Raw genomic sequence first — 22,409 nt, forward strand, 5'->3', positions numbered from 1 at the left:
GTCTGTTAGTCGAAACTAAATGATTGCATTTCTAAGCGGCGCATTTTACAATGCGCCGCTTACGACTAAAAATTAGTCCAGTGTAATCTCCAATGCTAGTCCACGAAGTTCGTGAACGAGTACGTTGAATGACTCTGGGATATTTGGTTTCGGAAGGTTTTCACCTTTCACGATCGCTTCATACGCTTTGGCACGGCCCACCACATCATCGGATTTCACAGTAAGGATCTCCTGAAGAATGTGCGATGCACCGAACGCTTCAAGCGCCCACACTTCCATCTCACCGAAACGCTGTCCACCGAACTGCGCTTTACCACCCAGCGGTTGCTGTGTAATAAGCGAGTATGGCCCGATAGAACGCGCGTGCATTTTATCGTCAACCAAGTGGCCCAGTTTCATCATGTACATCAGACCGACTGTTACCGGCTGGTCGAACTGCTCACCAGTCAAACCATTGTACAGATAAGTACGTCCCCAATCCGGCAGACCTGCTTCTTTCAACTCGGCAGCAACTTCCGCTTCCGTAGCACCGTCAAAGATCGGTGTTGCGTAACGGCGGCCTAGTTTCAGACCAGCCCATGCTAGGATAGTTTCGTAAATCTGACCGATGTTCATACGGGAAGGTACCCCAAGTGGGTTCAACACGATGTTAACCGGCGTTCCGTCTTCCAGGAATGGCATATCTTCGTCACGAACGATACGGGCTACAACCCCTTTGTTACCGTGGCGACCCGCCATTTTATCCCCTACTTTCAGTTTACGTTTCTTGGCGATATATACTTTCGCCAGTTTCACGATACCAGCAGGCAGTTCATCACCTACTTCCAATGCGAAACGATCGCGTTTGAAGCGGCCCATTACTTCGCTGCGGGCATTCAGGTAGTTTTTCAACACCAATGAAACCTGACGGTTTACGTCGCTGTCCTCGCTCCATGAGTCTGTCAGAACATCTCCAATGAGGTTAACCTCTTCGGGAACTGCATACTGGCTTTCGTCACGGTACGGGTTGTTGGCAGGGAACAGGTTCTCGGAGATGTTTCTCACGTTGAACTTCATTCCTTTGCTGATCAGTTCGTCACCGAATTTGTGCTTCACGCCTGAGCTGGTTTTGCCGTCGGTCAATGTTACCAGCTTGTCGATCACACGACCGCGCAATGCAGTCAGGTCACGGCTGTATTTTTTCATCAACAGACGAAGCTCGTCTTTGTGTTTTGCACGCTCTTCTTTGGTCGGGCGGGAGAACAGTTTGGTATCGATTACCACACCTTTCATCGATGGCGGTGCTTTTTTGGAAGCATCCTTCACATCACCAGCTTTATCACCGAAGATCGCACGAAGCAGTTTTTCTTCCGGAGTAGGATCAGATTCTCCTTTTGGAGTGATCTTACCGATCAGGATATCACCTTCTTTTACTTCTGTACCTACTTGTACGATACCGTTTTCGTCGAGGTTCTTAACAGTTTCCTCGCTTACGTTCGGGATCTCAGCGGTCAATTCTTCTTCTCCGCGTTTGGTATCACGCACTTCGAGTTCAAATTCTTCGATGTGAATCGAAGTAAAGATATCGTCGCGTACTACTTTCTCAGAGATTACGATCGCATCCTCGAAGTTGTATCCCTGCCAAGGCATGAATGCAACCAAAAGGTTACGGCCCAATGCCAATTCACCACCTTCTGTACCATAACCCTGGCAAAGTGGCTCACCTTTCTTCACCTTCTGGCCTTTCAGAACCATTGGTTGAAGGTTAAGGCAGGTATCCTGGTTGGTACGACGGAACTTAACGAGGTCGTAAGAAACGCTGTCGTCAATAAAGCTCACGAGGCGATCTTCATCGGTACGGTCGTATTTCACAACGATCTTCTTCGCATCCACGAATTCGATTTCGCCGTCACCTTCTGCAACTACCAATGCACGGGAGTCCATTGCCACGCGGCGTTCCAGACCAGTTCCTACGATAGGAGCCTGTGGACGCAACAAAGGCACACCCTGGCGCTGCATGTTAGATCCCATCAAGGCACGGTTCGCATCATCATGTTCAAGGAACGGAATCAGCGAAGCCGCTACCGATACGATCTGGTTCGCAGCAACGTCCATATATGACGCCTGCGAAGGATCCACCATCGGGAAGTCACCTTCGAAACGCGTTTTGATTTTTTCAACGGTAAAGTTTCCTTCCTTATCAACAGAAGCATTCGCTTGTGCGATGTATTTGGAATCTTCTTCTTCCGCCGTCATGTAGATCAGCTCGTTGGTCAGCTTACCTGCGCTATCGATCACACGGTAGGGTGTTTCGATGAAGCCCATACCGTTCACTTTCGCGAATACGCAAAGTGACGAGATCAAACCGATGTTCGGACCTTCAGGTGTTTCAATGGTACAAAGACGACCATAGTGCGTGTAGTGAACGTCACGAACCTCGAAACCTGCTCTTTCACGGGAAAGACCACCTGGTCCCAATGCCGACATACGACGCTTGTGCGTAATCTCGGCCAATGGGTTCGTTTGGTCCATGAACTGAGAAAGCTGGTTGGTACCGAAGAACGAGTTGATTACTGACGACAACGTTCTTGCATTGATCAGGTCAACTGGCTTGAAGTCTTCGTTGTCACGTACGTTCATACGCTCCTTAATCGTACGCGCCATACGGGCAAGACCTACGCCGAACTGAGCATAAAGCTGCTCGCCAACCGTACGTACACGACGGTTTGACAAGTGGTCGATATCATCGACCACCGCTTTCGCATTGATCAGACCGATCAGGTATTTCACGATGGAAACGATGTCGCCCGTTGTCAGGACGCGAACGTCGAGGCTGGTATCCGATCCCAATTTCTTGTTGATACGGTAACGGCCAACATCACCCAGGTCATAACGTTTATCAGAGAAGAACAAGCTCTGGATCACATCACGTGCAGTTTGCTCATCCGGCGCCTCTGCGTTACGCAACTGGCGGTAAATCTGCTCAACAGCTTCCTTATCAGAGTTTGAGCTATCTTTTTGAAGCGTATTATAAATGATATTATAATCCGCTACGTTCATATCTTCTTTATGAAGGATGATCGACTTCTGTCCTGAATCCAGGATCACATCAATATCATCCGCAGAGATTGACGAGTCACGTTCCAGCAAAACTTCGTTACGCTGGATAGAAACTACCTCACCGGTGTCTTCGTCCACAAAGTCCTCTGTCCATGTACGAAGTACCCGCGCAGCCAGACGACGTCCTACTGCCTTTTTCAGGTTGGTTGGTGTTGCGCTGATTTCCTCAGATAGTCCGAACAAGTCAAGAATATCCTTATCAGAACCAAAACCAATCGCTCTCAACAGGGTAGTTACCGGGAATTTCTTTTTACGGTCGATGTACGCGTACATCACGTTATTCACGTCTGTCGAGAACTCGATCCAGGAACCTTTGAATGGAATGATCCTGGCCGAATATAATTTGGATCCGTTGGTGTGCTTGCTCATAGAGAAGAACACACCTGGTGAACGGTGAAGCTGAGAAACAATTACGCGCTCAGCACCATTGATTACAAATGACCCCCTCTCGGTCATATAGGGGATGTTCCCCAGGAATACTTCCTGCTCAATGGTTTCAAATTCTTCATGATCTGCATCATTACAGATCAAACGCAGCTTGGCCTTCAGTGGTACTGCGTAAGTCAGACCACGATCGATAGATTCATCTACCGAATACTTTGGCGGTTCGAGCAGATAGTCGATGAATTCAAGGACAAAATTTTCACGTGAATCCGCAATCGGGAAGTTTTCAGCGAAAACTTTGTACAATCCTTCTCCGGAACGATCTTCTACCGATGTATCCAGACTAAAGAAATCACGGAACGATTGTACCTGGATTCCTAAAAGATCCGGATAATCGATAATTTGATTAATCCTCGAGAAGTTCTTTCTAGGTGTTTTTGAATTAATTGTAGCCAAGGCTATGTGTGATTTGGGTTAGCAGTTTTAAACCTAATCTATGCCTCGTAGAAGAAAGATTATCACCCCTGTTCTTCTTTCCTACGAGTAAAGAAGTGTTTCGGGCAAATTAATCGGAAGGGATTGGCAGTACCGGGACGTCTTGACAACTACCTCTATTCCAAACGTCAGAAAAATACTTTTCGTTTGGCATTTACGCAAAATAGGAAAAGACCTGACGGTTGCCAGGCCTATTCCTTAGAATTTATTTCGCTGTGCTGTTGAGCAAATTACTTCACTTCAACCTCTGCACCTGCTTCTTCAAGTTGCTTTTTCAAAGCTTCTGCTTCGTCTTTCGCAACACCTTCTTTTACAGGTTTTGGAGCGCCGTCAACCAGTTCTTTCGCTTCTTTCAGGCCAAGACCAGTAAGATCTTTAACCAGCTTCACAACTGCAAGTTTACCTGCGCCAGCTGATTTCAAGATTACATCGAAAGATGTTTTTTCTTCAACCGCAGGAGCATCAGCACCACCACCAGCAGCAGGACCTGCTACCACTACCGCACCAGCAGCTGCAGGCTCAATACCGTACTCGTCTTTAAGAATTGTAGCCAATTCGTTCACTTCTTTAACCGTTAGGTTAACAAGCTGTTCTGCGAAAGCTTTCAAATCTGCCATTTTTATTTAGATTTTTTTGATTATACAATAAGATGATTTAAAAAAGCTCTATTTATTATCAACCCGGAGAGCTAAACCTGGCTATTTAATTAGTCTTCTTTCTCAGATAAAGTTTTGAGGATACCAGCCAGATTCTGTCCGCCGCTTGTAAGAGCGCCGATAACATTTTTGGCAGGTGATTGCAACAATCCGATTACTTCACCGATCAGTTCTTGTTTCGATTTCAGAGAAATCAGAACATCCAGTTGGCTTTCTCCAACAAAAACGGCCGTATCAACAGAAGCTCCTTTAAATTTGAGCTTGTCACTACCTGTTTTCTTTTTGAATTCCTTAATCAATTGTGCAGGTACTTTACCTGACTCCGGGTGAAACATTACTCCGGAAAATCCTTTCAACACTTCGTCGAAAGAAGAATAGTCCGTATCTAAAGTTTCAAGCGCTTTTTTAATCAATGTATTCTTCACAACACGATACTCGATACCACGCTCGAAGCAAAGGCCTCTAAGGGCATTTACTTCACCTACGGACATGCCGCTTGCGCTGGTAATATAGAAGTATGGAGTGCTAGCGAATTTTTGACTTAACTCGTCTATAATTACTGCTTTCTCTTCCCTAGTCATATTATAATCCTGGAATCGTGTTTTTATCAATAACAACACCCGGGCTCATCGTGCTTGACAAGTGAATGCTTTTCACGTAAGTACCTTTTGCCGAAGATGGTTTCAGGCGGACCAAGGTATTGATAACTTCCTGAGCGTTCTGTGCAAGCTGGTCAGTTCCGAAAGAAACTTTACCTACGCTGGTATGGATGATCCCTGTCTTATCAACTTTGAAATCGATCTTACCTGCTTTAACTTCTTTTACAGCTTTCGCTACATCCGGAGTTACGGTTCCCGACTTAGGGTTTGGCATCAGACCGCGAGGTCCCAAAACCTTACCAAGCCTACCCACTTTTGCCATTACACTTGGCATCGTGATAATTACGTCGATATCTGTCCAGCCTTGCTCTATCTTAGTGATATACTCGTCAAGACCAACATAATCTGCTCCTGCTTCTTTCGCTTCTGCCTCCTTATCGGGAGTACATAAAACCAATACACGAACTTCTTTTCCGGTTCCGTGCGGCAATGTTACCACGCCACGCACCATTTGATCAGCTTTGCGAGGATCAACGCCCAGACGAACGTCGATATCTACGGAAGCATCAAACTTGGTATAAGAAATCGTTTTGAGAACGTCCGCAGCTGCCTCCAGAGAGTAAACTTGATTTGCGTCGAATTTCGAAAGCGCTTCTTTTTGCTTTTTGGTCAATTTTCCCATGTTCTTTGTTTCTTTGGCGTAATGATTAATCTACGCTCAGTTGTTTTCTTCCCACGGGGCTTTGCCTGCTACGGTAATACCCATACTACGAGCCGTTCCCGCAATCATTTTCATAGCAGAGTCAATCGTAAAGCAGTTCAAATCCGGCATTTTTGTCTCAGCGATCGTACGAACCTGATCCCATGATACCGAACCTACTTTCAAACGGTTTGGCTGAGCCGAACCGGTCTTTACTTTTGATGCTTCCAGAAGCAGAATCGCGGCCGGGGGGGTCTTAATGACAAAGTCAAAAGACTTATCCTTATAGTATGTAATAACTACCGGCAATACCACACCCATTTTATCCTGGGTACGGCCATTGAATTGCTTGCAAAACTCCATGATATTCAAACCCTTCGATCCTAATGCAGGACCAATCGGAGGTGAAGGATTGGCTTGGCCACCTTTTACCTGTAGTTTGACGTATCCACCTATTTCTTTTGCCATTGTTTTGGAATTTGTCGGTTCATCAATCGCTTAACGGCTCACATGCAAGTGGAAGCTTACCCTGCCCGTTATTCGCTCAACTATCCTTTTCTACTTGTGCGTAACTGAGTTCCACGGGTGTATTACGCCCGAATATTTTTACAACTACATTGAGTTTTTTCTTCTCATCGAATACTTCTTCCACCAGACCAATGAATCCGCTGAACGGACCATCTACCACCTTTACAGTTTCTCCCTTGATGAAAGACATGCTTGGTGCTTCTTCGTGCTGCTCTGCTTCATCCACTTTACCCAAAATCCTGTTGATCTCGGATTGACGAAGAGGGACAGGCACCTTAGAATTCCCTTCGGCGTTACCGAGGAAACCAATTACACCGGGAATGCTGGTAATAATGTGTAAAACCTCACCTTTGGAGAGGTCAGCCGAAATGATTATATATCCGGGAAAAAAGTTCTTTTCCCTAACACGTTTCTTCCCGTTACGCATTTCATAAATCTTCTCCGAAGGGATCAGGATCTGCGGCACAAACTCGTTCAGCTTCTGACGTGTTATTTCATTTTCAATGTAGGACTTGATCTTCTTCTCCTGTCCGGACACTGCTCTTAATACAAACCAATTTAGACTACTCATACCATTCAGGGGATTGCCTCTACAATAAAGATAGCCTTAGAAGGACTGATAAAACAGTTTCAGTGCGTTTTCGAAGACGAAATCCATTACACCTACTACAAAGGCAAAAATGAGCGACCCAACCAGTACCAATGTAGTATTAGCCTGAAGTTCGCTGAAAGGCGGCCATGTTACATGCTGGGTGATTTCCTCCCAGGACGCTTTCAAAAATGAAGTAAATCTTTCCATTTTTCCTTTTCTTTTAAGCACGGGTGGAGAGATTCGAACTCCCATCAACGGTTTTGGAGACCGCTATTCTACCCTTGAACTACACCCGTTTATCGTGCAATACCCTTTCGGGGCTGCAAAGATACGATTTATTTACAAAAAACAAGTGCATTTCAAAAGAAATGCACTTGTTTTAATATTGAAATTCTGATTAGTCAACAATTTCAGTTACCTGACCAGCACCTACGGTACGTCCACCTTCACGAATCGCGAAACGAAGACCTTTTTCCATAGCGATCTTGTTGATCAATTTCACATCAATTGTGATATTATCACCTGGCATTACCATTTCAACACCTGCTGGAAGGGTAATTTCGCCAGTTACGTCCGTGGTACGGAAGTAAAATTGAGGGCGGTATTTGTTAAAGAATGGTGTGTGACGACCACCTTCTTCTTTCGAAAGAACGTAAACTTCACCTTTGAATGCAGCGTGAGGTTTTACTGAACCTGGCTTGCAAATTACCATTCCGCGACGGATATCTTCTTTGTTGATACCACGAAGAAGAAGACCTACGTTGTCACCGGCTTCACCACGGTCAAGGATTTTACGGAACATCTCAACACCAGTTACGGTTGATTTAAGACCTTCTGCGCCCATACCAAGGATATCAACAGGATCACCAGAGTTGATCACACCTCTTTCGATACGACCAGTTGCAACAGTACCACGACCAGTGATCGAGAATACGTCTTCAACAGGCATCAAGAAAGGAAGATCAGTCATACGTGGAGGAATTGGAATGTAGCTATCAACAGCATCCATCAATTCTTCGATTGTCTTAACCCATTTTTCTTCGCCATTCAATCCACCCAAAGCAGAACCTTGGATAACTGGAATGTTGTCTCCATCGTAATCGTAGAAGCTCAAAAGCTCGCGGATTTCCATTTCAACAAGTTCAAGAAGTTCCGGATCATCAACCATATCCACTTTGTTCATGAATACTACAAGTTGAGGAACACCCACCTGACGAGCCAAAAGGATGTGCTCACGAGTTTGTGGCATAGGACCATCAGTTGCAGCAACTACAATGATAGCTCCGTCCATCTGAGCAGCACCAGTAACCATGTTCTTCACATAATCCGCGTGACCTGGACAGTCAACGTGTGCATAGTGACGGTTTGCTGTCGCGTACTCTACGTGTGATGTATTAATTGTGATACCACGTTCCTTCTCTTCAGGAGCATTATCAATTGATGAGAAATCACGTAGTACTGCTAGACCCTTTTTCGCCAACACAGTTGTGATAGCAGCAGTAAGGGTAGTTTTACCGTGGTCAACGTGCCCGATAGTACCAATATTTACGTGGGGTTTCGAGCGGTCAAACGTCTCTTTTGCCATGACTTAAGTACGCTTAAAATTTAAAGTTATTACGAATTTATTATACACTAATGATTGACCCCTATCAGCCTCCTGCAATCAAACACCGCAAACGTAACCAGATTAGGATCAAAATCAATACAGGCAAAAAACCTGCTTCCTGAGCTTCACTGTGAACAAACTGCTCAAAAATTTTTCGAGCTTTTGAGGGGATTTGAACCCCTGACCTCTTCCTTACCAAGGAAGTGCTCTACCCCTGAGCTACAAAAGCAAAAGTTTACTAGAACCAAAAAGCGATTAGCGAAAAAGTATCAAGTGAATGTTTTCGCTAATCGCTTCGATGATGCTTCTAATGGAGCGGAAGACGAGGTTCGAACTCGCGACCTATAGCTTGGAAGGCTATCGCTCTACCAGCTGAGCTACTTCCGCATTTGTTTTGACCTATTTCCTGAACTGGTATTACAGGACTTTTTCAAGGTTTCAACTGTGGGGGCGGATGGATTCGAACCACCGTAGGCATACACCAGCAGATTTACAGTCTGCCCCATTTGGCCACTCTGGTACACCCCCAGACAACATTTCAACACAAGCGTGAAAACCGTTTGTTTCACTTTTTGGAGTCGCAAAATTATACCCATTTCTTAAATTCTCAAATTCTTTTTGAAAAAATTTGAAAAAAAATACGACCCGGAATCAAAATCGACGATTCCAGGCCGTATGGGCACTTTTCCGGGATTAAAACAATCTCACACCAAAACTCAGCATCCGCACAGAAGGTCCACGATTCGCTTCGTAAAGATTGTTCAGATCATAGTTCACAAAGAAGTCAGGGAAGTTACGTATGCCTATTTCAGCCGCCAAACCGTAGCGCAGGTCTTCGATATAAAAATTCTTTCTATCATGGTCGACGTCCTTTGTTCCCACCTTCCGGACCTTCGTGTAGCTGCCCAGACGATAACCGCCATAAACGCCCGCACTGATGTAAGATATGAACGACCTTGAAAAGCTCAATGTCGGCATGATCGATAAATTCACGTATGGCACGACTAGCTTCGATTTCCTGACCTCCACTTTTTGACCCTGGTCGTTCTCCACGTCCTTAAACTCCACGCCATCATCCGTTTTTGCTATTGTATTATTTCCGTCGTACATCATGTTGTACCAGGAAAAATCGATCCCGAAATCCAGGTGCAGCTTGGTCCCCTCCCCGCGGATCACATTCGCGCTGGCGACATAACCCAGACTGACAAAGCGCGAACCGAATGGTTTGAGGTCATAGTCTGTCTTATTGAAACCGGGTGTCGTTTCATTAGTTCCGTAAGTATTCAACCCGAATGCTACGTTGAATCCTTTCCGCGGGCTCGATCCGCCCCAGGAGGACTTCCTGTGAAAGCGCTTGCCTATGCGCCGGTAGGTTGAATCCGAAGCTACCACCTCCTCGTCTTCCTTCACTTCGACGCCTTTTCCATCTATTGAAACCCTCGTATCTCCGTCCTTGATGTGGATGCCACGAAGCCCGATACGGACGTAATCCTTTTCAGCTGCCTGGTCGGGATTCTTCAGGTATTTGTTTCCGTTAAATTCTTCCCGCAAAAACGTGGTATCGGCCTGTGTACTGTCCAATCTTACTTTAAGGTCTTTCAAAAGTGCATTAAGGTCGTACTTCATGATCTTTTCCAGCTCCGTTCGGTTCTCTCCATAAATAATAAGCCTCGTTTTATCCCCGAATGTCACGATGATCGAGTCTTTATCCGCAAACTCATCATTGGATTTGAATGAGCCCGCGTGTGCGCCGATGGCCACCAGCAGTGCCAGCATCGCCATTGCATATATTTTACTTTTCATGGCACAATAGATTACAGTTTTGTCTTTTCCTTAGGGTGATCTTTTTCTAAACTTTTTTCATCCTTGCCACGCAGGCGGTCGTCTACACGCGCTACAAGGTTTTTTGGATTAAAACCCACTTCATCCCAATCGACTTTCTCACCTGCTCTTGCATTTTTGAGCTGGCGGAAAACCCGCGAAAACCGGGAGCTGCGTGGTTTGTTATCCGCTTCATTGGGACCGGTCTCCACAGCCACGACAATCGTTCTTGTCGGTTCCGCTTCCGGCTTGTTCACCTGACTAACAGCTGGCTCATCAGGTAAAGTCTTCATATCCTGCACAACAGGAATATTTTCAGGTTCTGGTTGAATAGCATTCACCGGAACGGGTGTTTTTTCAACGATCGCGACAACCGGGACATTCCAAACAGGCTTCGGCTCGGTAACCGGCGCCTTTTTCACTTCGGGTAGCTTCGCAATCAGCTTCAAATCTTTTTTCTTCTGCTTCAATGCATTGCCACCCTCTTCAACTGCGGCAATCCGTTCAACCGGCTTATCTACTTTTACTACGGGTGAAATAACCGAATCAGTCTGCGCCGGCTTTGCTGTTGCCACCGTTTGGTGTACATTGATTGAGCCGGGTGCGGTAACCTGTTGATTTTGCCAAACCAGGTATCCTCCCATTGCCGCCGCCGCTACACCGGCAGCAGCATACCAACCCCACACAGCCGAACGGCGTCGTGTGGGCTGCCTCTCCTGAATTTTAAGCCACGCGTCTGCGGAGGGCGCCCTTTCCAGCCCTTCCAGTTTCCGCTTGAAAAGATCATCAACAGGATGCTTTTTCATAGTCTGCTTTTTTTTTATAATCATTCTGCCATTCTCCAACCATTTTCTGCAGTAAGGCCCTGGCACGATGTAATTGTGATTTCGATGTGCTTTCAGTAATACCCAGCATTTGGGCGATTTCAATGTGTGCGTAACCTTCGATCGCATACAGGTTAAAAACTGTCCGGTAACCAACCGGCAATGTCTCGATCAGATTCATCAACTCCTGGGTTTCAAGATGCTGATCGGCGTGCGTGTAATCGGGGATACTGTTAGCCTCATCGGACAGATTGTCTTCCAATATCCGCTTTTGTTTTCTAAGATAGCCCAGTGCTTCATTCACCATTATTCTCCTCACCCATCCCTCAAAACTTCCTTCGCTATTGAACTGACCTATTTTTTCAAACACTTTCAAAAAACCTTCCACCATCACATCTTCTGCAGCCATTTCATCACATACGTAACGGAAGCACAAAGCCAGCATCCGATTGCTGTATTTGTCATAAAGCTGCCGTTGCGCCTTCGGATCCTCGTTCCTAAGGGCTTTAATCAGCTGCGCTTCCTGGCTAAATAGTGCTAAAATTCGACCCATTCTAACTGGTGGTTTCGACAGCAAGATGCGCAATCCTCACGCAGAGGTTGCACGTAGCCCCAAAGTTTTTTGATATTTTTTTAGCTTTGATGCGAATATCATTCTTTGACCATTAAAAGGACTTCCTCCCCAATGCTCGACTCCTCTGCGCCTATCGGAATTTTTGACAGCGGAATCGGCGGTATGACCGTCGCTAGTGCTGTAACTAAGCTTCTTCCTCAGGAAAACACCATTTATTTCGGCGACACGGCGCATTTACCATATGGCGACAAATCCACCGCTGCTATTCAGGCTTATTCAATCAAAATCTGCAATATGCTGTTGCAGCAGAACTGTAAGCTTATTCTGATCGCGTGCAACTCTGCATCGGCGGCTGCGTATGAGCTCGTGCGGGAGTACGTGGGAAGCAAGGCGAAAGTCCTCAATGTGATCGATCCGGTGGTAGATTATGTAAAAGAGCATTACGAAGGAAAAACGATCGGCCTGATCGGCACCAAGGCGACGGTTCTTTCGAATGTATATAAGAAGAAGGTGGATGCGCTCGACCGGAACATTCATTTAAAGTCCCTTGCCACGCCGCTGCTGGCGCCAATGATTGAAGAAGGTTTCTTTGACAATAACATCAGTGAAAGCGTGATTGCCAACTATTTGTCCGACCCTTCGCTGAATGGCATTGAAGCATTGATACTGGGCTGCACACATTATCCATTGATTAAAACCCAGATCCGCAAATTCTATGGTGACGCCATTGAAACGCTCGACACCTCGGAAATCGTCGCGCGTTCGCTGAAAGCCTGGTTGGAACAGCATTACCTCATTAATGAAAAGGGCGAAGGCAGGCGTCAATTCTATGTTTCGGATTATACCTTATCGTTTGAGCAATCCACCAATATATTTTTCGGTCGGCAGATCCAGCTCGAACACTATCCTTTGTGGGAATAATGCGTTAGTAAATCAGCTTCACCGGCCCCAGTAATCCGGAAGGCATCGGTGTCCAACGGCTCGCATCGAATTTTTTATAGGTTATGTCTACGATATTAATGTCGTAAAATTTCTTCCAGTCGGGTTGCTGCTGGTCGCGTAGCCGCATGTAATTGGCCGAAAGATTGGTAACTTCGATTTCCAGGACATTACCTTTTGCTTTCAATGCGTGGCCTGCGTAAAGCTGAAATGGAATATGCCAGGCTGTGCCCAAATCTTTGCCGTTCAATTTAACGCTTGCCACTTCGCGCACATCGCCCAAATCCAGGATAGCGCGTTCTCCTCTGCGAACCGCGGTCGGCACGTCAAACGTAACGCGGTATCGCGCCTTGCCCGAGAAATAGGCTGCGGAATCGGACAGCGTCGTCCACGATTTCAAATCGGTCAATTTCGCAGGCGCAGGCAAAGACGGTTTACCCTCTACAAACGAAAGTTGCCAATCACCTTTGATGTCAAACCGCCTTTTCCTGTCTTCTGCAAAAGGCAGCTCCGCTCCATCACCGGAAGTCTGTAAAAAGCAAGATTCCCCAGGCGGCAGCCTCAGAAAAACTTCGTATGCTCCGTTTGCCTCCCGGGCATGCATAAGGGATTCTCTATGCAGCGGCCTATCTAAGGAAACCAGTTCGCCCTTCCCCATTTTTACCCAGCCTTCTTCAAATGTATTTCCCAGGTTTGCAACAAAATACAGTACCATTCCTCTGGCGTTCCGCTTACGGATGAATGTCAACCCTTTTTGCGAGAGCTCTTCACGAACGACACCATTCACCGCCAGGTCCGTATGAAGTTCCGTGGAAACTTTTACATTTTTTGCCATTTGCAACCGGCTCAGACTTTCAGTAAACGCGTTTTGACGATTAGCATGGTCAAAATAGCCGGTTGTCTGGCTGGGTAGCCTTTTTTCAAATATAATCCTGGCGCCAGCGGCCGCGAGCCGTTGAAGTTCCTTCAAAGTCTCCTCAGGCAAATAGGTTGTGGATGGGATCAGCAATGTTTTATAAACAGCATTCCCTGCCAGCCTACCGTCAGCGTTGACTGTAAACTTCTTTAATTGCAAATCCGAAACAAAGTCAAATGCGTAGCCTTCCTTCCAAAGCCATTCAGACAATTTTCCGAATGGCAAATCCAGCAACCAGCGATCAACATGATGTACTTCCAGCAAGTGGACGCCCCCGGCTGATTTCGTACGGGTAGCCCACAAATCGTGAATCGGGAAGTATACGAGCACATCGTTATCAGGTTTGCTATCCTGCAAAAGCTTCTGACACCACTCCACGTAATGGTTTAGCAACGGAAAATGCTCGGCAAAATGGGAAGTTTTGCCAAAGTTCGTCGACGCGTAAAACAACCAGCCCGGGTAGGCCTCTTTCTCGGGAGAGTAGGTGGTCCCGTGATAAAATATATGATTGATTCCCGCCGTGAAAAGTTCGTCGATCTGCGGTTTGATTTGCGATAGGGAAACCTTGAAATGATTGGCTAGCCACGTTCCCGTCTCCGAACTCACGAGTTTCTTGCCGGAGATATTCGCCGCTGAAGAGGCAAATTTCATAGCCAGCGGGTTGGGCGTGCCAAACTGGTCGATGGAGTAATCAGGGTCGATCCGCAAACCCGGAATATTGAAACGGCTTGTGCCGAACGATTCCGTTTCGGGGATATCCGCTTTCTCATACAAATCCAAAAGATTGCCCGGTGAGCCGTGCGCCTGATAGCGCGTCAGAAAGCCATGATCACGACTCCATTTAGTCCAGGGCTCAGCATAGCGTTCCAGCAACAGTTCCGAGAGTGTTTGGTGATAATCCATCCGAACCAAAGCTGCATCTGCATAGTCTGTCGAATCGGTCAGTAACCCCAGCCGATCCGCCAGTTCATATCCCCGTCGGGTTTTAAATTGTGCCGCGAAGTCAGCTGTCCAGTTGGCACCATAAGCCTCATATGAATCATTATACATCGAGCGCGGCAAGTATTGCGTATTCGAGAATGCCGAATCGAAGCGCATAAGATATTTAGCCATTCCATTCAAATTGAACGGATCGAGTACAAAACCTTCTCCGCCCGGAGCCGGTCGCTTTACCTTCTGGCCGGTAGGTTTAACAATCAGCTTTCCATTTGCGATCATCATGCTCTGGGCCGCGATTTCAGCCGTCACGTTCGGCCCTCCGAATGGCCATCCCGTACCTGTGGTCATATCCACTCCCAGGCAAAGGCGCTTTCCTTCTTTCACTGTGTGCCGCATTACATCCAACCACTGTAATCCGAGAAACGAAATAGCCCGCGATTCAAACCCCTTTACACCATAGATTGGAATAATATGCACCCCGCCCAACCCTGATTTACTGAAAGTTTCGAGCTGGGCTGTTATATCCTCTTTCGTAACCGCACTTCCCATCCACCACCAGTAAGTCCAAGGTTTGGCAGTGGAAATGTTTTGCGCGTTGGCAGCAAAGTCGCAAAGCATTAGGAAGAATAGCAGTAGTCGGCGCATATCAGAAAATCATTTTTGAATAAAGCCTGCCGATACATTTTCTACGCCCTTACCGGCACTTATTTTCAAGTAAAAAGGCGAAACCATTTCTGATTTCGCCCTACACTATCTTAAAAGCTCCTGCTAGTTATTGTAAGCCTGCTTTACTCGTGCCATCACAAATTCACGATCCTGCTGCGCCCTTTTACTGTTGCGGTACCAGAGGTAACCAATTATACCAACTAGCAGATAAGGCATTACAAACAGGAACATGATACCAGTATTCAAACCGACGCCAACATTGTTCCTGCCATTGCCCATGGAGCTTTCCACGGAGCCGCGGCACATGGCGCATTGTGCAAAGGTGTCAGCGCTGCTCATCACGAGCAGGATCATCAAACCGGATATTGCCAAAAATTTCTTCATACATAATAGGGACTAATCATGAGATAAACGATCACACCGGTGATACTGACATATAACCAGATGGGTAATGCCCATTTTACCGCCTTCCTGTGCCGTGCAATCTGATTAGTATAACCAAAATACACCGCCCTCAACACAAACCAGACCACTCCGATGGAAAGCAGGATGTGGGTGATCAGCAAAAAGTAATAAATAGGCCTTAAAAGGCCCGTTCCGCCGTAAGGCGTCGACTCATTTGAAATGTGATACAAGATGTAACAAACCAGGAAAACAGCTCCCAGCGCGAACGCGCCAGTCATTGCCTGCCTGTGTCCATTTAAGTTCTTTTGCTTTACGAAGTAGAATCCCAGCAGCAGCAACACAGCTGTCGCCGAATTAATCACGCCTATGACATGCGGCAATACTTTCGTCCAGGCACCCAGTTCGATTTTCTGACGTATCCCCAGCAGCATTGCTACGGCCACAGGAATAACTATCGCCAGAATATTAATAATACGTTCGTATTTTGGTTTCTTCTCTAATGCTAATGTCGCCATACGCTCTAATTCACTTTATTCTTCTTCTCATAATCGAGGATCTTGATTTCGGCCATCAGGCGGTCCGTTTCCTCAGTATCGCCGGCCTTATAAAAACCTCTTACAAAACCCGACCCATCCACTAGTATCAGGTCATTCGCTGCAATGCCCTGCTTTCCTTCGTTCAAACAGCCGATGACCGTTTCGTGAGCCATATTCAAAGTCCTCCATTCCAATTTCAAAGTTCCCTGGCTCCGACTGGTGATGGTCAGTATTTCAAGTTCCGGAATGCTTTCCTTAAGAGCCAACACCCGCTTTAACTCATCGACTGCTTTCTGGCAGCCTTCATCACAATCATCTTGCAACGGATGGATTACTGTCAGCGCATTGTCGAACTTCACCGGTCTCAGCGTTACGCAACGCTCCGCAGCTTTGCTGAATACCGTATCACCGTTCTGTACCACTGTTTCTCCGGCCGCATTACGCGCAGGCAGGTAATAAGGCAAGTCGTAATGGTTCGTTGCGAACAGCTTCAATAACACAAAAATCAAAGCCGGAATTACCAATGTGACAATTAGTAACCCGGCTTTGGGAAATTTCTTCATCAGTACTTCTTAGTGAAAAATCGCTTCGAAAATTGCATGGCCTTCGAGAAGAAGGGCCAGGATCAACCAGGCTACAAATATCACCGGCACGAGTATCGACCAGATCAATGACTTTGTTTCATGTTTCAAGTGCATAAATTCGCCTACGATGTAGAACGCTTTCACGATCGTCATCACGATGAATACTGACACTTTTAATGTTCCGTGAGGCACGGTAAAAGCTATCACAAATTCCCCTGCCGTGATTAACAACAGAATCCAGAATGTTTTCCAAATCGCTTTGCGTTGCTCTGCTCCTGCTTCGGGATCCTGGTTGTGTACGTGGTGATGATGTACTTCCGCCATTTTACTTCAATTTTAATATTGTCCGATAATTTAAACCAGGTAGAAGAATGTAAATACAAACACCCAAACCAAATCCACAAAGTGCCAGTAAAGACCTACTTTTTCAACCATTTCGTAACTCCCTCTCTTATCGTAGAAACCTGTCGCAGAGCGGAAGAAGATCAGTATGTTTAGGATGACACCGCTGAATACGTGTGTTCCGTGGAAGCCTGTAATAAAGAAAAAGAAATCCGCAAACGCCGGAGGGCCGTATTGATTCTCTGTGAGGTTAGCTCCAAAAATAGTCTTTTCTACCCAAGTACCGTTTTCGATCACTTTCATTACCGAACCAGTGTCTGTTCCATGGATAAAGTGAGACCATTCCCAAGCCTGGCAACCAAGGAAAGTGAAACCACCCAGGATTGTCCAAAGCATATATTTTTCAACATTCGCGCGGTCCATGCGGTGACCGGCCTCTACTGCAAGTACCATAGTTACGCTACTTGCAATCAAAATGAATGTCATAATACCTACAAACACCAGTGGAAGCGAAACACCATGCAGGAAGGGAACCGCCTCATATACCCTTTCAGGTACCGGCCAATACATATTGGAGAATGTAAAGTCTTCGTGATTTCCGGAGAATGCAGGGAAACTAAACCGGGCTGTACCATACGCCACCAGCAGGGCAGAGAAAGTAAAGGTATCGGAGATGAGGAAGAACCACATCATCAGTTTCCCGTAACTTGCTTTCATTGGCTCAATACCCCCCAACCACATTTTGGGTTCTACCGCGCCAGGTGTTGTTACATTTGCAGCCATTGATAAAATAATTATTAATTAAAAGTCAATAAAAAAACAAAAAGATATAACCAGAGTATGTCTAAAAAGTGCCAATAAGTAGCACAGATTTGAATTCTTCTCAGATTTTTAGCGTGTACATTTAACTTGAAGGCAGCAACTAATGCAAAAAGCAAAACGATGAGCCCCGTAATGATGTGGAAACCGTGTAGCCCGGTAAACACGTAAAAGAATGATCCTGAAGGGTTTCCAACAAAATATACGTTCATCGCCACCAGCTCCCTCCAGCCCTCAAACTGCATCCAAAGAAATGCCAGGCCAAGTACAAAAGTAATAGAAATTGCTATTTTCAATTGTTTGAACTGATCTTTTTTTGCCGCAAAATAGGCCCACTGCATAGCCCCGCTACTCAGGAGCAATACCACACTACTGAACCAGAATATCCGCGGCATCTCAAATTCAAGCCAGTTTCCTTCTGCTCTCCGAACGAGGTATGCGCTGCTTTGCGAAGCAAAAAGCATGATGATCGTCACGAGGAACAACCAAAGGATAAACTTCTTGGGGTCCATCGCAAGAGTCGCCTGCGGCCCCTTTTCTACTTTATATTGCTGAACGTTGTCCATTTCTCACTTTTTCTTTATCACAATTTATCCAACAGGAACGCGATCTGTACAATCGGAAGATAGATAAACGATCCGAACATCAGCTGTTTTGCGGTCTTATCTGTGCAAGTACGCATCAAGTGAAACGTCTGTGCAAGAAACAACACACCGAAAATCGTTGCTATGAATGCCGAACTAATGCCGGTCATCCCCAACTCATACGGCAACCAGCCGATTGGCAGCAGAAACAATGTATAGATCATGATCTGCAATGTCGTGTCGGAATCCTTTAAGCCATTTGCGGGTAACAGCTTAAATCCTGCACGCTTATAATCCTCATCCAATACCCAGGCAATGGCCCAAAAGTGGGGGAACTGCCAGAAAAACTGAATCGCAAACAGAATCCCAGGTTCAAGTCCGAAATGGTTTGTCGCCGCAACCCACCCGATCATCGGGGGAAACGCCCCCGGAAAAGCGCCAACAAATACGGCTATCGGACCTACTTTCTTGAGAGGCGTGTAAACGAAGCCATACAGCACCAATGAAAGCAGTGAAATTAGACCGGTAGCGAGGTTAAACGTTGTGACGAATATTGCCAACGACGAAACTCCCAGGATAACCGCCCAAGTTGCTGCCTGCTCGACTGTGATACGGCCACTTGGCAGGGGCCTGGAAGCGGTCCTTTTCATTTTCTTGTCCAGATCTTTTTCCAGAATCTGATTAATGATGTTGGCAGCTCCCGTAATACCGATCGACGCGAGGATAAAAAGCACCATATCGGCTGCTCTTACATCTTTTGCCCCCAGGCAATATCCCATAGCTCCGGAAAATGCGATCAATGACGCCAACCGGAACTTTAGTAATTCGAATAAAACTCCTAATCTCTCTCTGATCTTCGCAACCCCGCTTACACTTTCCTCTACTGAAATCATTCTTACAGAAATTGAAAATTCTTAATTAGCTGTTTGCCTTTACAGCAACTCCTCTATACTTTAAGTACTTCTTCCCATTCACTACAAGCCACACAATGAATTGCAGTCCGATTAACAAAATCGCTAGTGTGAGATGAAGCGGCTGAGCATATGGCGGAACTCCGAAGTAAGCCATCAGAACTCCTGTGAAAATCTCAGCTACCAGGATCCAGAGACATGCGTTGGCTATTTTACCCGCCACAGTGCCCTTATTCCCGGATTTGATCACTTTATTGATCCAAAACACGTTGATCGCAAAAACCACCAACGAAAAAGAACGATGTATATAAAAATTGGCTCCCAACTGCTCAATCCACTGCGACCTGGCGCCATACCCCAGTTTAATAATCACTAAATCCATTGCCTCGCGTACCTGTGTCCCCAGGAGGATTTGAAATAACGACAAGGCCATCACCAGGATTCCGATCCCATTCAGCACTTTTTCACTCCCCTCGCGTAAAGTCAGCACTTTGTCCACATACCCTGCCCATGTAAAAACATAAAGCAAAATAAAGACTATCACTATTGCCAGTAACATGTGTAATGTTACCACCACGGGGTGCAGTTCGAATGACACTACTTTTGCCCCAAGCCACCCCTGAAAGCCTGTCAATAAAAAAGCAGCCAGGCTTAAAAAAAATATTTGCTTATTTCCGGATTTCAGAAAGGGTACAGACGCCAAAAGTGTCAGGAAAATCATTACACCCGTAAAAGCTCCCAAAAGCCTGTTGACGTATTCCGTCCAAGTCTTCGCCGGATTGAATTCTACCTCTCCTTTCAGCTTTGCACCGTAAATCTCCTTATAGTTTGCAGGCAACTGAGATGCTTCGGTCGGAGGAACCCATCTTCCAAAACATTTGGGCCAGTCGGGACATCCCATTCCAGACCCGGTACTTCTTACCACCCCACCCGCCACAATTAAAAAATAGAGCGTAATGAGCGTATTTAAAGCCAATCGCCGGAAGCGGCGATTGGCTTTAAGGTCAATGATGTGCTTTGAACTGGTCATTGAAATTTTGTGACTCAATCACCTTCTCGATGGCGATCAACTCATTCTCATGAGGGAAGTTCGACTCCGGTGTTTGAGAATACGGGATATTCTGAGGAATAAAATCTTCCTTCGCTCCCGGTTTGCTATAATCGTATGACCAGCGATATACTGCGGGCAGCTCTCCCTCCCAGTTACCATGACCAGGTATGATAGGTGCAGTCCATTCGAGCGTATTGGAATGCCATGGATTCTGAGGAGCTCTTCTGCCTTTGAAAATGCTGTAAAAGAAGTTCCACAGGAATATGAACTGTGCAAGGAATGTGAATATCGCCGCAACGGAGATAAACATGTTCATATCCATAAACTTATGTGTAAAGTCGTAGCTGGTGAACTGGTAGTAGCGACGTGGGAAACCTGCGATACCCACGTAGTGCATAGGGATGAATACCAGGTATATTCCTATAAACGTCAACCAGAAGTGTACCTGTCCCAATGAAGTGCTCATCATACGACCGAACATCTTAGGGAACCAGTGGTAAACCCCGGCAAATAAGCCGAATGCAGACGCAGCCCCCATTACAAGGTGAAAGTGAGCCACAACGAAGTACGTATCATGCAACTGGATATCCAATGCGCTGTTACCAAGAATAATACCTGTCAAACCTCCTGACACGAATAGGGAAACCAAACCGATCGAGAAAAGCATACCGGGTGTGAACACGATATTCCCTCTCCACAAAGTAGTGATATAGTTAAAGCCTTTGACCGCCGAAGGAACCGCAATGATCAAAGTCAGGAACATGAAGACCGATCCCAGGAATGGATTCATACCCGTCACGAACATGTGGTGAGCCCACACGATAAATGCGAGGAATGCAATACCAAGCATAGATGCGATCATCGCGCGGTAACCGAAGATCGGCTTTCTGGAGTTAGTGGCAATTACCTCAGAAGTGATCCCCAATGCCGGGAGCAATACGATGTATACCTCTGGGTGTCCAAGGAACCAGAACAAGTGTTGGAACAAGATAGGGCTACCACCTACGTTCGGAAGTGCTTCACCATTGATATAAATATCCGACAGATAAAAACTTGTTCCGAAGTGACGGTCGAAGATCAGCAACAATACTGATGACAACAGAACAGGGAACGAGATCAGACCCAATACCGCAGTGATCAGGAATGACCAGATTGTCAGAGGCAGACGATCGAAAGACATACCTCTTGTACGCAAGTTGATTACCGTCGTGATATAATTGATACCACCAAGCAACTGCGATACGATAAAGAGTGCCATACTTGCCAGCCAAAGCGTCATACCCATTCCCGAACCGGGGTGAGCCTGTGGTAACGCACTCAATGGAGGGTAAATCACCCATCCACCTGCGGCAGGGCCTTGTTGCAGGAACAGCGATGCAAACATGATTACGCTGGCCAGGAAGAAGAACCAGTACGAAAGCATATTCATGAAACCGGATGCCATATCGCGTGCACCGATCTGCAGAGGAATAAGGAAATTACTGAATGTCCCGCTCAAACCGGCCGTCAATACAAAGAATACCATGATGGTACCATGCATTGTCACCAGCGCGAGGTAAAAGTTAGGATCCAATTTACCCGAATCGCTAATCCATCCTCCCAATACGGGCTTCAACCACGAAAGGTTTGAATCAGGTAGCCCGAGCTGAATACGGAAGATTACTGACATCGTAATCCCGATCACAGCCCACAGAATACCCGTTATCAGGTACTGTTTGGCAATTACCTTGTGATCTTCACAAAATATATATTTCTGCCAAAAGTTTTGTGCCTCGTGGTGGTGTTCATGCTCGTCTGCGTGGTGAGCTGTTTCCAATCCTTCAATAGCTGACATATACT

The 22,409-nt window shown here is 46.2% G+C and carries 22 protein-coding genes and 4 tRNA genes; 1 reads left to right on the plus strand and 25 read right to left on the minus strand.

Features of this window, described 5'->3' with window-relative positions; translation table 11 throughout:
* Positions 1–72 precede the first annotated feature (72 nt).
* The 15 genes from rpoB to BP71_RS25960 all read right to left on the minus strand — a co-directional run bounded on the left by rpoB (position 73) and on the right by BP71_RS25960 (position 11,857).
* Positions 73–3,939: a DNA-directed RNA polymerase subunit beta gene (gene rpoB / locus BP71_RS25890; RefSeq protein WP_496384479.1), complete on the minus strand. Its 3,867-nt coding sequence runs from the start codon at positions 3,937–3,939 to the stop codon at positions 73–75.
* 269 nt (positions 3,940–4,208) lie between these two features.
* Positions 4,209–4,595, minus strand: coding sequence for a 50S ribosomal protein L7/L12 (gene rplL, locus BP71_RS25895; protein ID WP_496384480.1), 387 nt, complete (start codon positions 4,593–4,595; stop codon positions 4,209–4,211).
* A gap of 89 nt (positions 4,596–4,684) precedes the next feature.
* On the minus strand, positions 4,685–5,215 hold the full coding sequence (rplJ, locus tag BP71_RS25900; protein WP_496384481.1) for a 50S ribosomal protein L10: 531 nt from the start codon (positions 5,213–5,215) through the stop codon (positions 4,685–4,687).
* Between the two features lies 1 nt (position 5,216).
* On the minus strand, positions 5,217–5,915 hold the full coding sequence (gene rplA / locus BP71_RS25905) for a 50S ribosomal protein L1 (RefSeq protein WP_295925953.1): 699 nt from the start codon (positions 5,913–5,915) through the stop codon (positions 5,217–5,219).
* A 36-nt stretch (positions 5,916–5,951) separates the two neighbouring features.
* Positions 5,952–6,401: a 50S ribosomal protein L11 gene (rplK, locus tag BP71_RS25910; protein WP_026631777.1), complete on the minus strand. Its 450-nt coding sequence runs from the start codon at positions 6,399–6,401 to the stop codon at positions 5,952–5,954.
* 76 nt (positions 6,402–6,477) lie between these two features.
* The gene (gene nusG, locus BP71_RS25915; protein ID WP_015812908.1) at positions 6,478–7,032 is read right to left on the minus strand and encodes a transcription termination/antitermination protein NusG; all 555 of its coding nucleotides are present in this window, start codon (positions 7,030–7,032) and stop codon (positions 6,478–6,480) included.
* Between the two features lie 36 nt (positions 7,033–7,068).
* Positions 7,069–7,260: a preprotein translocase subunit SecE gene (secE, locus tag BP71_RS25920; protein WP_496384482.1), complete on the minus strand. Its 192-nt coding sequence runs from the start codon at positions 7,258–7,260 to the stop codon at positions 7,069–7,071.
* Between the two features lie 18 nt (positions 7,261–7,278).
* Positions 7,279–7,349 (minus strand) — tRNA-Trp (locus tag BP71_RS25925).
* Between the two features lie 101 nt (positions 7,350–7,450).
* Complete coding sequence (gene tuf, locus BP71_RS25930; protein ID WP_295925938.1) at positions 7,451–8,638, minus strand: elongation factor Tu; 1,188 nt, start codon at positions 8,636–8,638, stop codon at positions 7,451–7,453.
* A 178-nt stretch (positions 8,639–8,816) separates the two neighbouring features.
* Positions 8,817–8,888 (minus strand) — tRNA-Thr (locus BP71_RS25935).
* A gap of 82 nt (positions 8,889–8,970) precedes the next feature.
* A tRNA-Gly gene (locus BP71_RS25940) sits at positions 8,971–9,046 on the minus strand.
* A gap of 58 nt (positions 9,047–9,104) precedes the next feature.
* A tRNA-Tyr gene (locus BP71_RS25945) sits at positions 9,105–9,187 on the minus strand.
* Between the two features lie 165 nt (positions 9,188–9,352).
* A complete protein-coding gene (locus BP71_RS25950) occupies positions 9,353–10,462 on the minus strand; it encodes a porin family protein (protein ID WP_496384483.1) in 1,110 nt (369 codons plus the stop codon).
* Between the two features lie 11 nt (positions 10,463–10,473).
* Positions 10,474–11,286, minus strand: coding sequence for a hypothetical protein (locus tag BP71_RS25955; RefSeq protein ID WP_496384484.1), 813 nt, complete (start codon positions 11,284–11,286; stop codon positions 10,474–10,476).
* On the minus strand, positions 11,267–11,857 hold the full coding sequence (locus BP71_RS25960) for an RNA polymerase sigma factor (RefSeq protein WP_496384485.1): 591 nt from the start codon (positions 11,855–11,857) through the stop codon (positions 11,267–11,269). The genes BP71_RS25955 and BP71_RS25960 overlap by 20 nt, the downstream gene beginning before the upstream one ends.
* Before the next feature lie 132 nt (positions 11,858–11,989).
* On the opposite strand from BP71_RS25960, the gene murI reads away from it, so the two are divergent.
* The gene (gene murI / locus BP71_RS25965) at positions 11,990–12,799 is read left to right on the plus strand and encodes a glutamate racemase (protein ID WP_496384486.1); all 810 of its coding nucleotides are present in this window, start codon (positions 11,990–11,992) and stop codon (positions 12,797–12,799) included.
* A gap of 4 nt (positions 12,800–12,803) precedes the next feature.
* Here the strand turns inward: murI and BP71_RS25970 are convergent, their stop codons facing one another.
* From BP71_RS25970 to BP71_RS26015, 10 genes are all read right to left on the minus strand, one after another.
* The gene (locus BP71_RS25970) at positions 12,804–15,317 is read right to left on the minus strand and encodes a glycosyl hydrolase (RefSeq protein ID WP_496384487.1); all 2,514 of its coding nucleotides are present in this window, start codon (positions 15,315–15,317) and stop codon (positions 12,804–12,806) included.
* A gap of 123 nt (positions 15,318–15,440) precedes the next feature.
* Positions 15,441–15,722, minus strand: coding sequence for a hypothetical protein (locus tag BP71_RS25975; RefSeq protein ID WP_496384488.1), 282 nt, complete (start codon positions 15,720–15,722; stop codon positions 15,441–15,443).
* The gene (locus BP71_RS25980) at positions 15,719–16,258 is read right to left on the minus strand and encodes a DUF420 domain-containing protein (protein WP_496384489.1); all 540 of its coding nucleotides are present in this window, start codon (positions 16,256–16,258) and stop codon (positions 15,719–15,721) included. Before BP71_RS25980 ends, BP71_RS25975 begins: the two co-directional genes overlap by 4 nt.
* A gap of 5 nt (positions 16,259–16,263) precedes the next feature.
* Positions 16,264–16,842: a hypothetical protein gene (locus BP71_RS25985; protein ID WP_496384490.1), complete on the minus strand. Its 579-nt coding sequence runs from the start codon at positions 16,840–16,842 to the stop codon at positions 16,264–16,266.
* 9 nt (positions 16,843–16,851) lie between these two features.
* The gene (locus BP71_RS25990; RefSeq protein WP_496384491.1) at positions 16,852–17,187 is read right to left on the minus strand and encodes a cytochrome C oxidase subunit IV family protein; all 336 of its coding nucleotides are present in this window, start codon (positions 17,185–17,187) and stop codon (positions 16,852–16,854) included.
* 30 nt (positions 17,188–17,217) lie between these two features.
* Positions 17,218–17,988 (minus strand): cytochrome c oxidase subunit 3, encoded by a 771-nt coding sequence (locus tag BP71_RS25995; RefSeq protein ID WP_496384492.1) that lies wholly within the window; start codon positions 17,986–17,988, stop codon positions 17,218–17,220.
* A gap of 14 nt (positions 17,989–18,002) precedes the next feature.
* Complete coding sequence (locus tag BP71_RS26000; RefSeq protein ID WP_496384493.1) at positions 18,003–18,590, minus strand: cytochrome c oxidase subunit 3; 588 nt, start codon at positions 18,588–18,590, stop codon at positions 18,003–18,005.
* 17 nt (positions 18,591–18,607) lie between these two features.
* Complete coding sequence (cyoE, locus tag BP71_RS26005; RefSeq protein ID WP_496384494.1) at positions 18,608–19,501, minus strand: heme o synthase; 894 nt, start codon at positions 19,499–19,501, stop codon at positions 18,608–18,610.
* Positions 19,502–19,526: 25 nt separating this feature from the next.
* Positions 19,527–20,549 (minus strand): COX15/CtaA family protein, encoded by a 1,023-nt coding sequence (locus BP71_RS26010; RefSeq protein WP_496384495.1) that lies wholly within the window; start codon positions 20,547–20,549, stop codon positions 19,527–19,529.
* Entirely contained in the window at positions 20,524–22,404 is a 1,881-nt protein-coding gene (locus tag BP71_RS26015; protein ID WP_496384496.1) for a cytochrome c oxidase subunit I, read from the minus strand. Before BP71_RS26015 ends, BP71_RS26010 begins: the two co-directional genes overlap by 26 nt.
* Positions 22,405–22,409 lie beyond the last annotated feature (5 nt).

Source organism: Dyadobacter ginsengisoli DSM 21015, assembly GCF_059568735.1.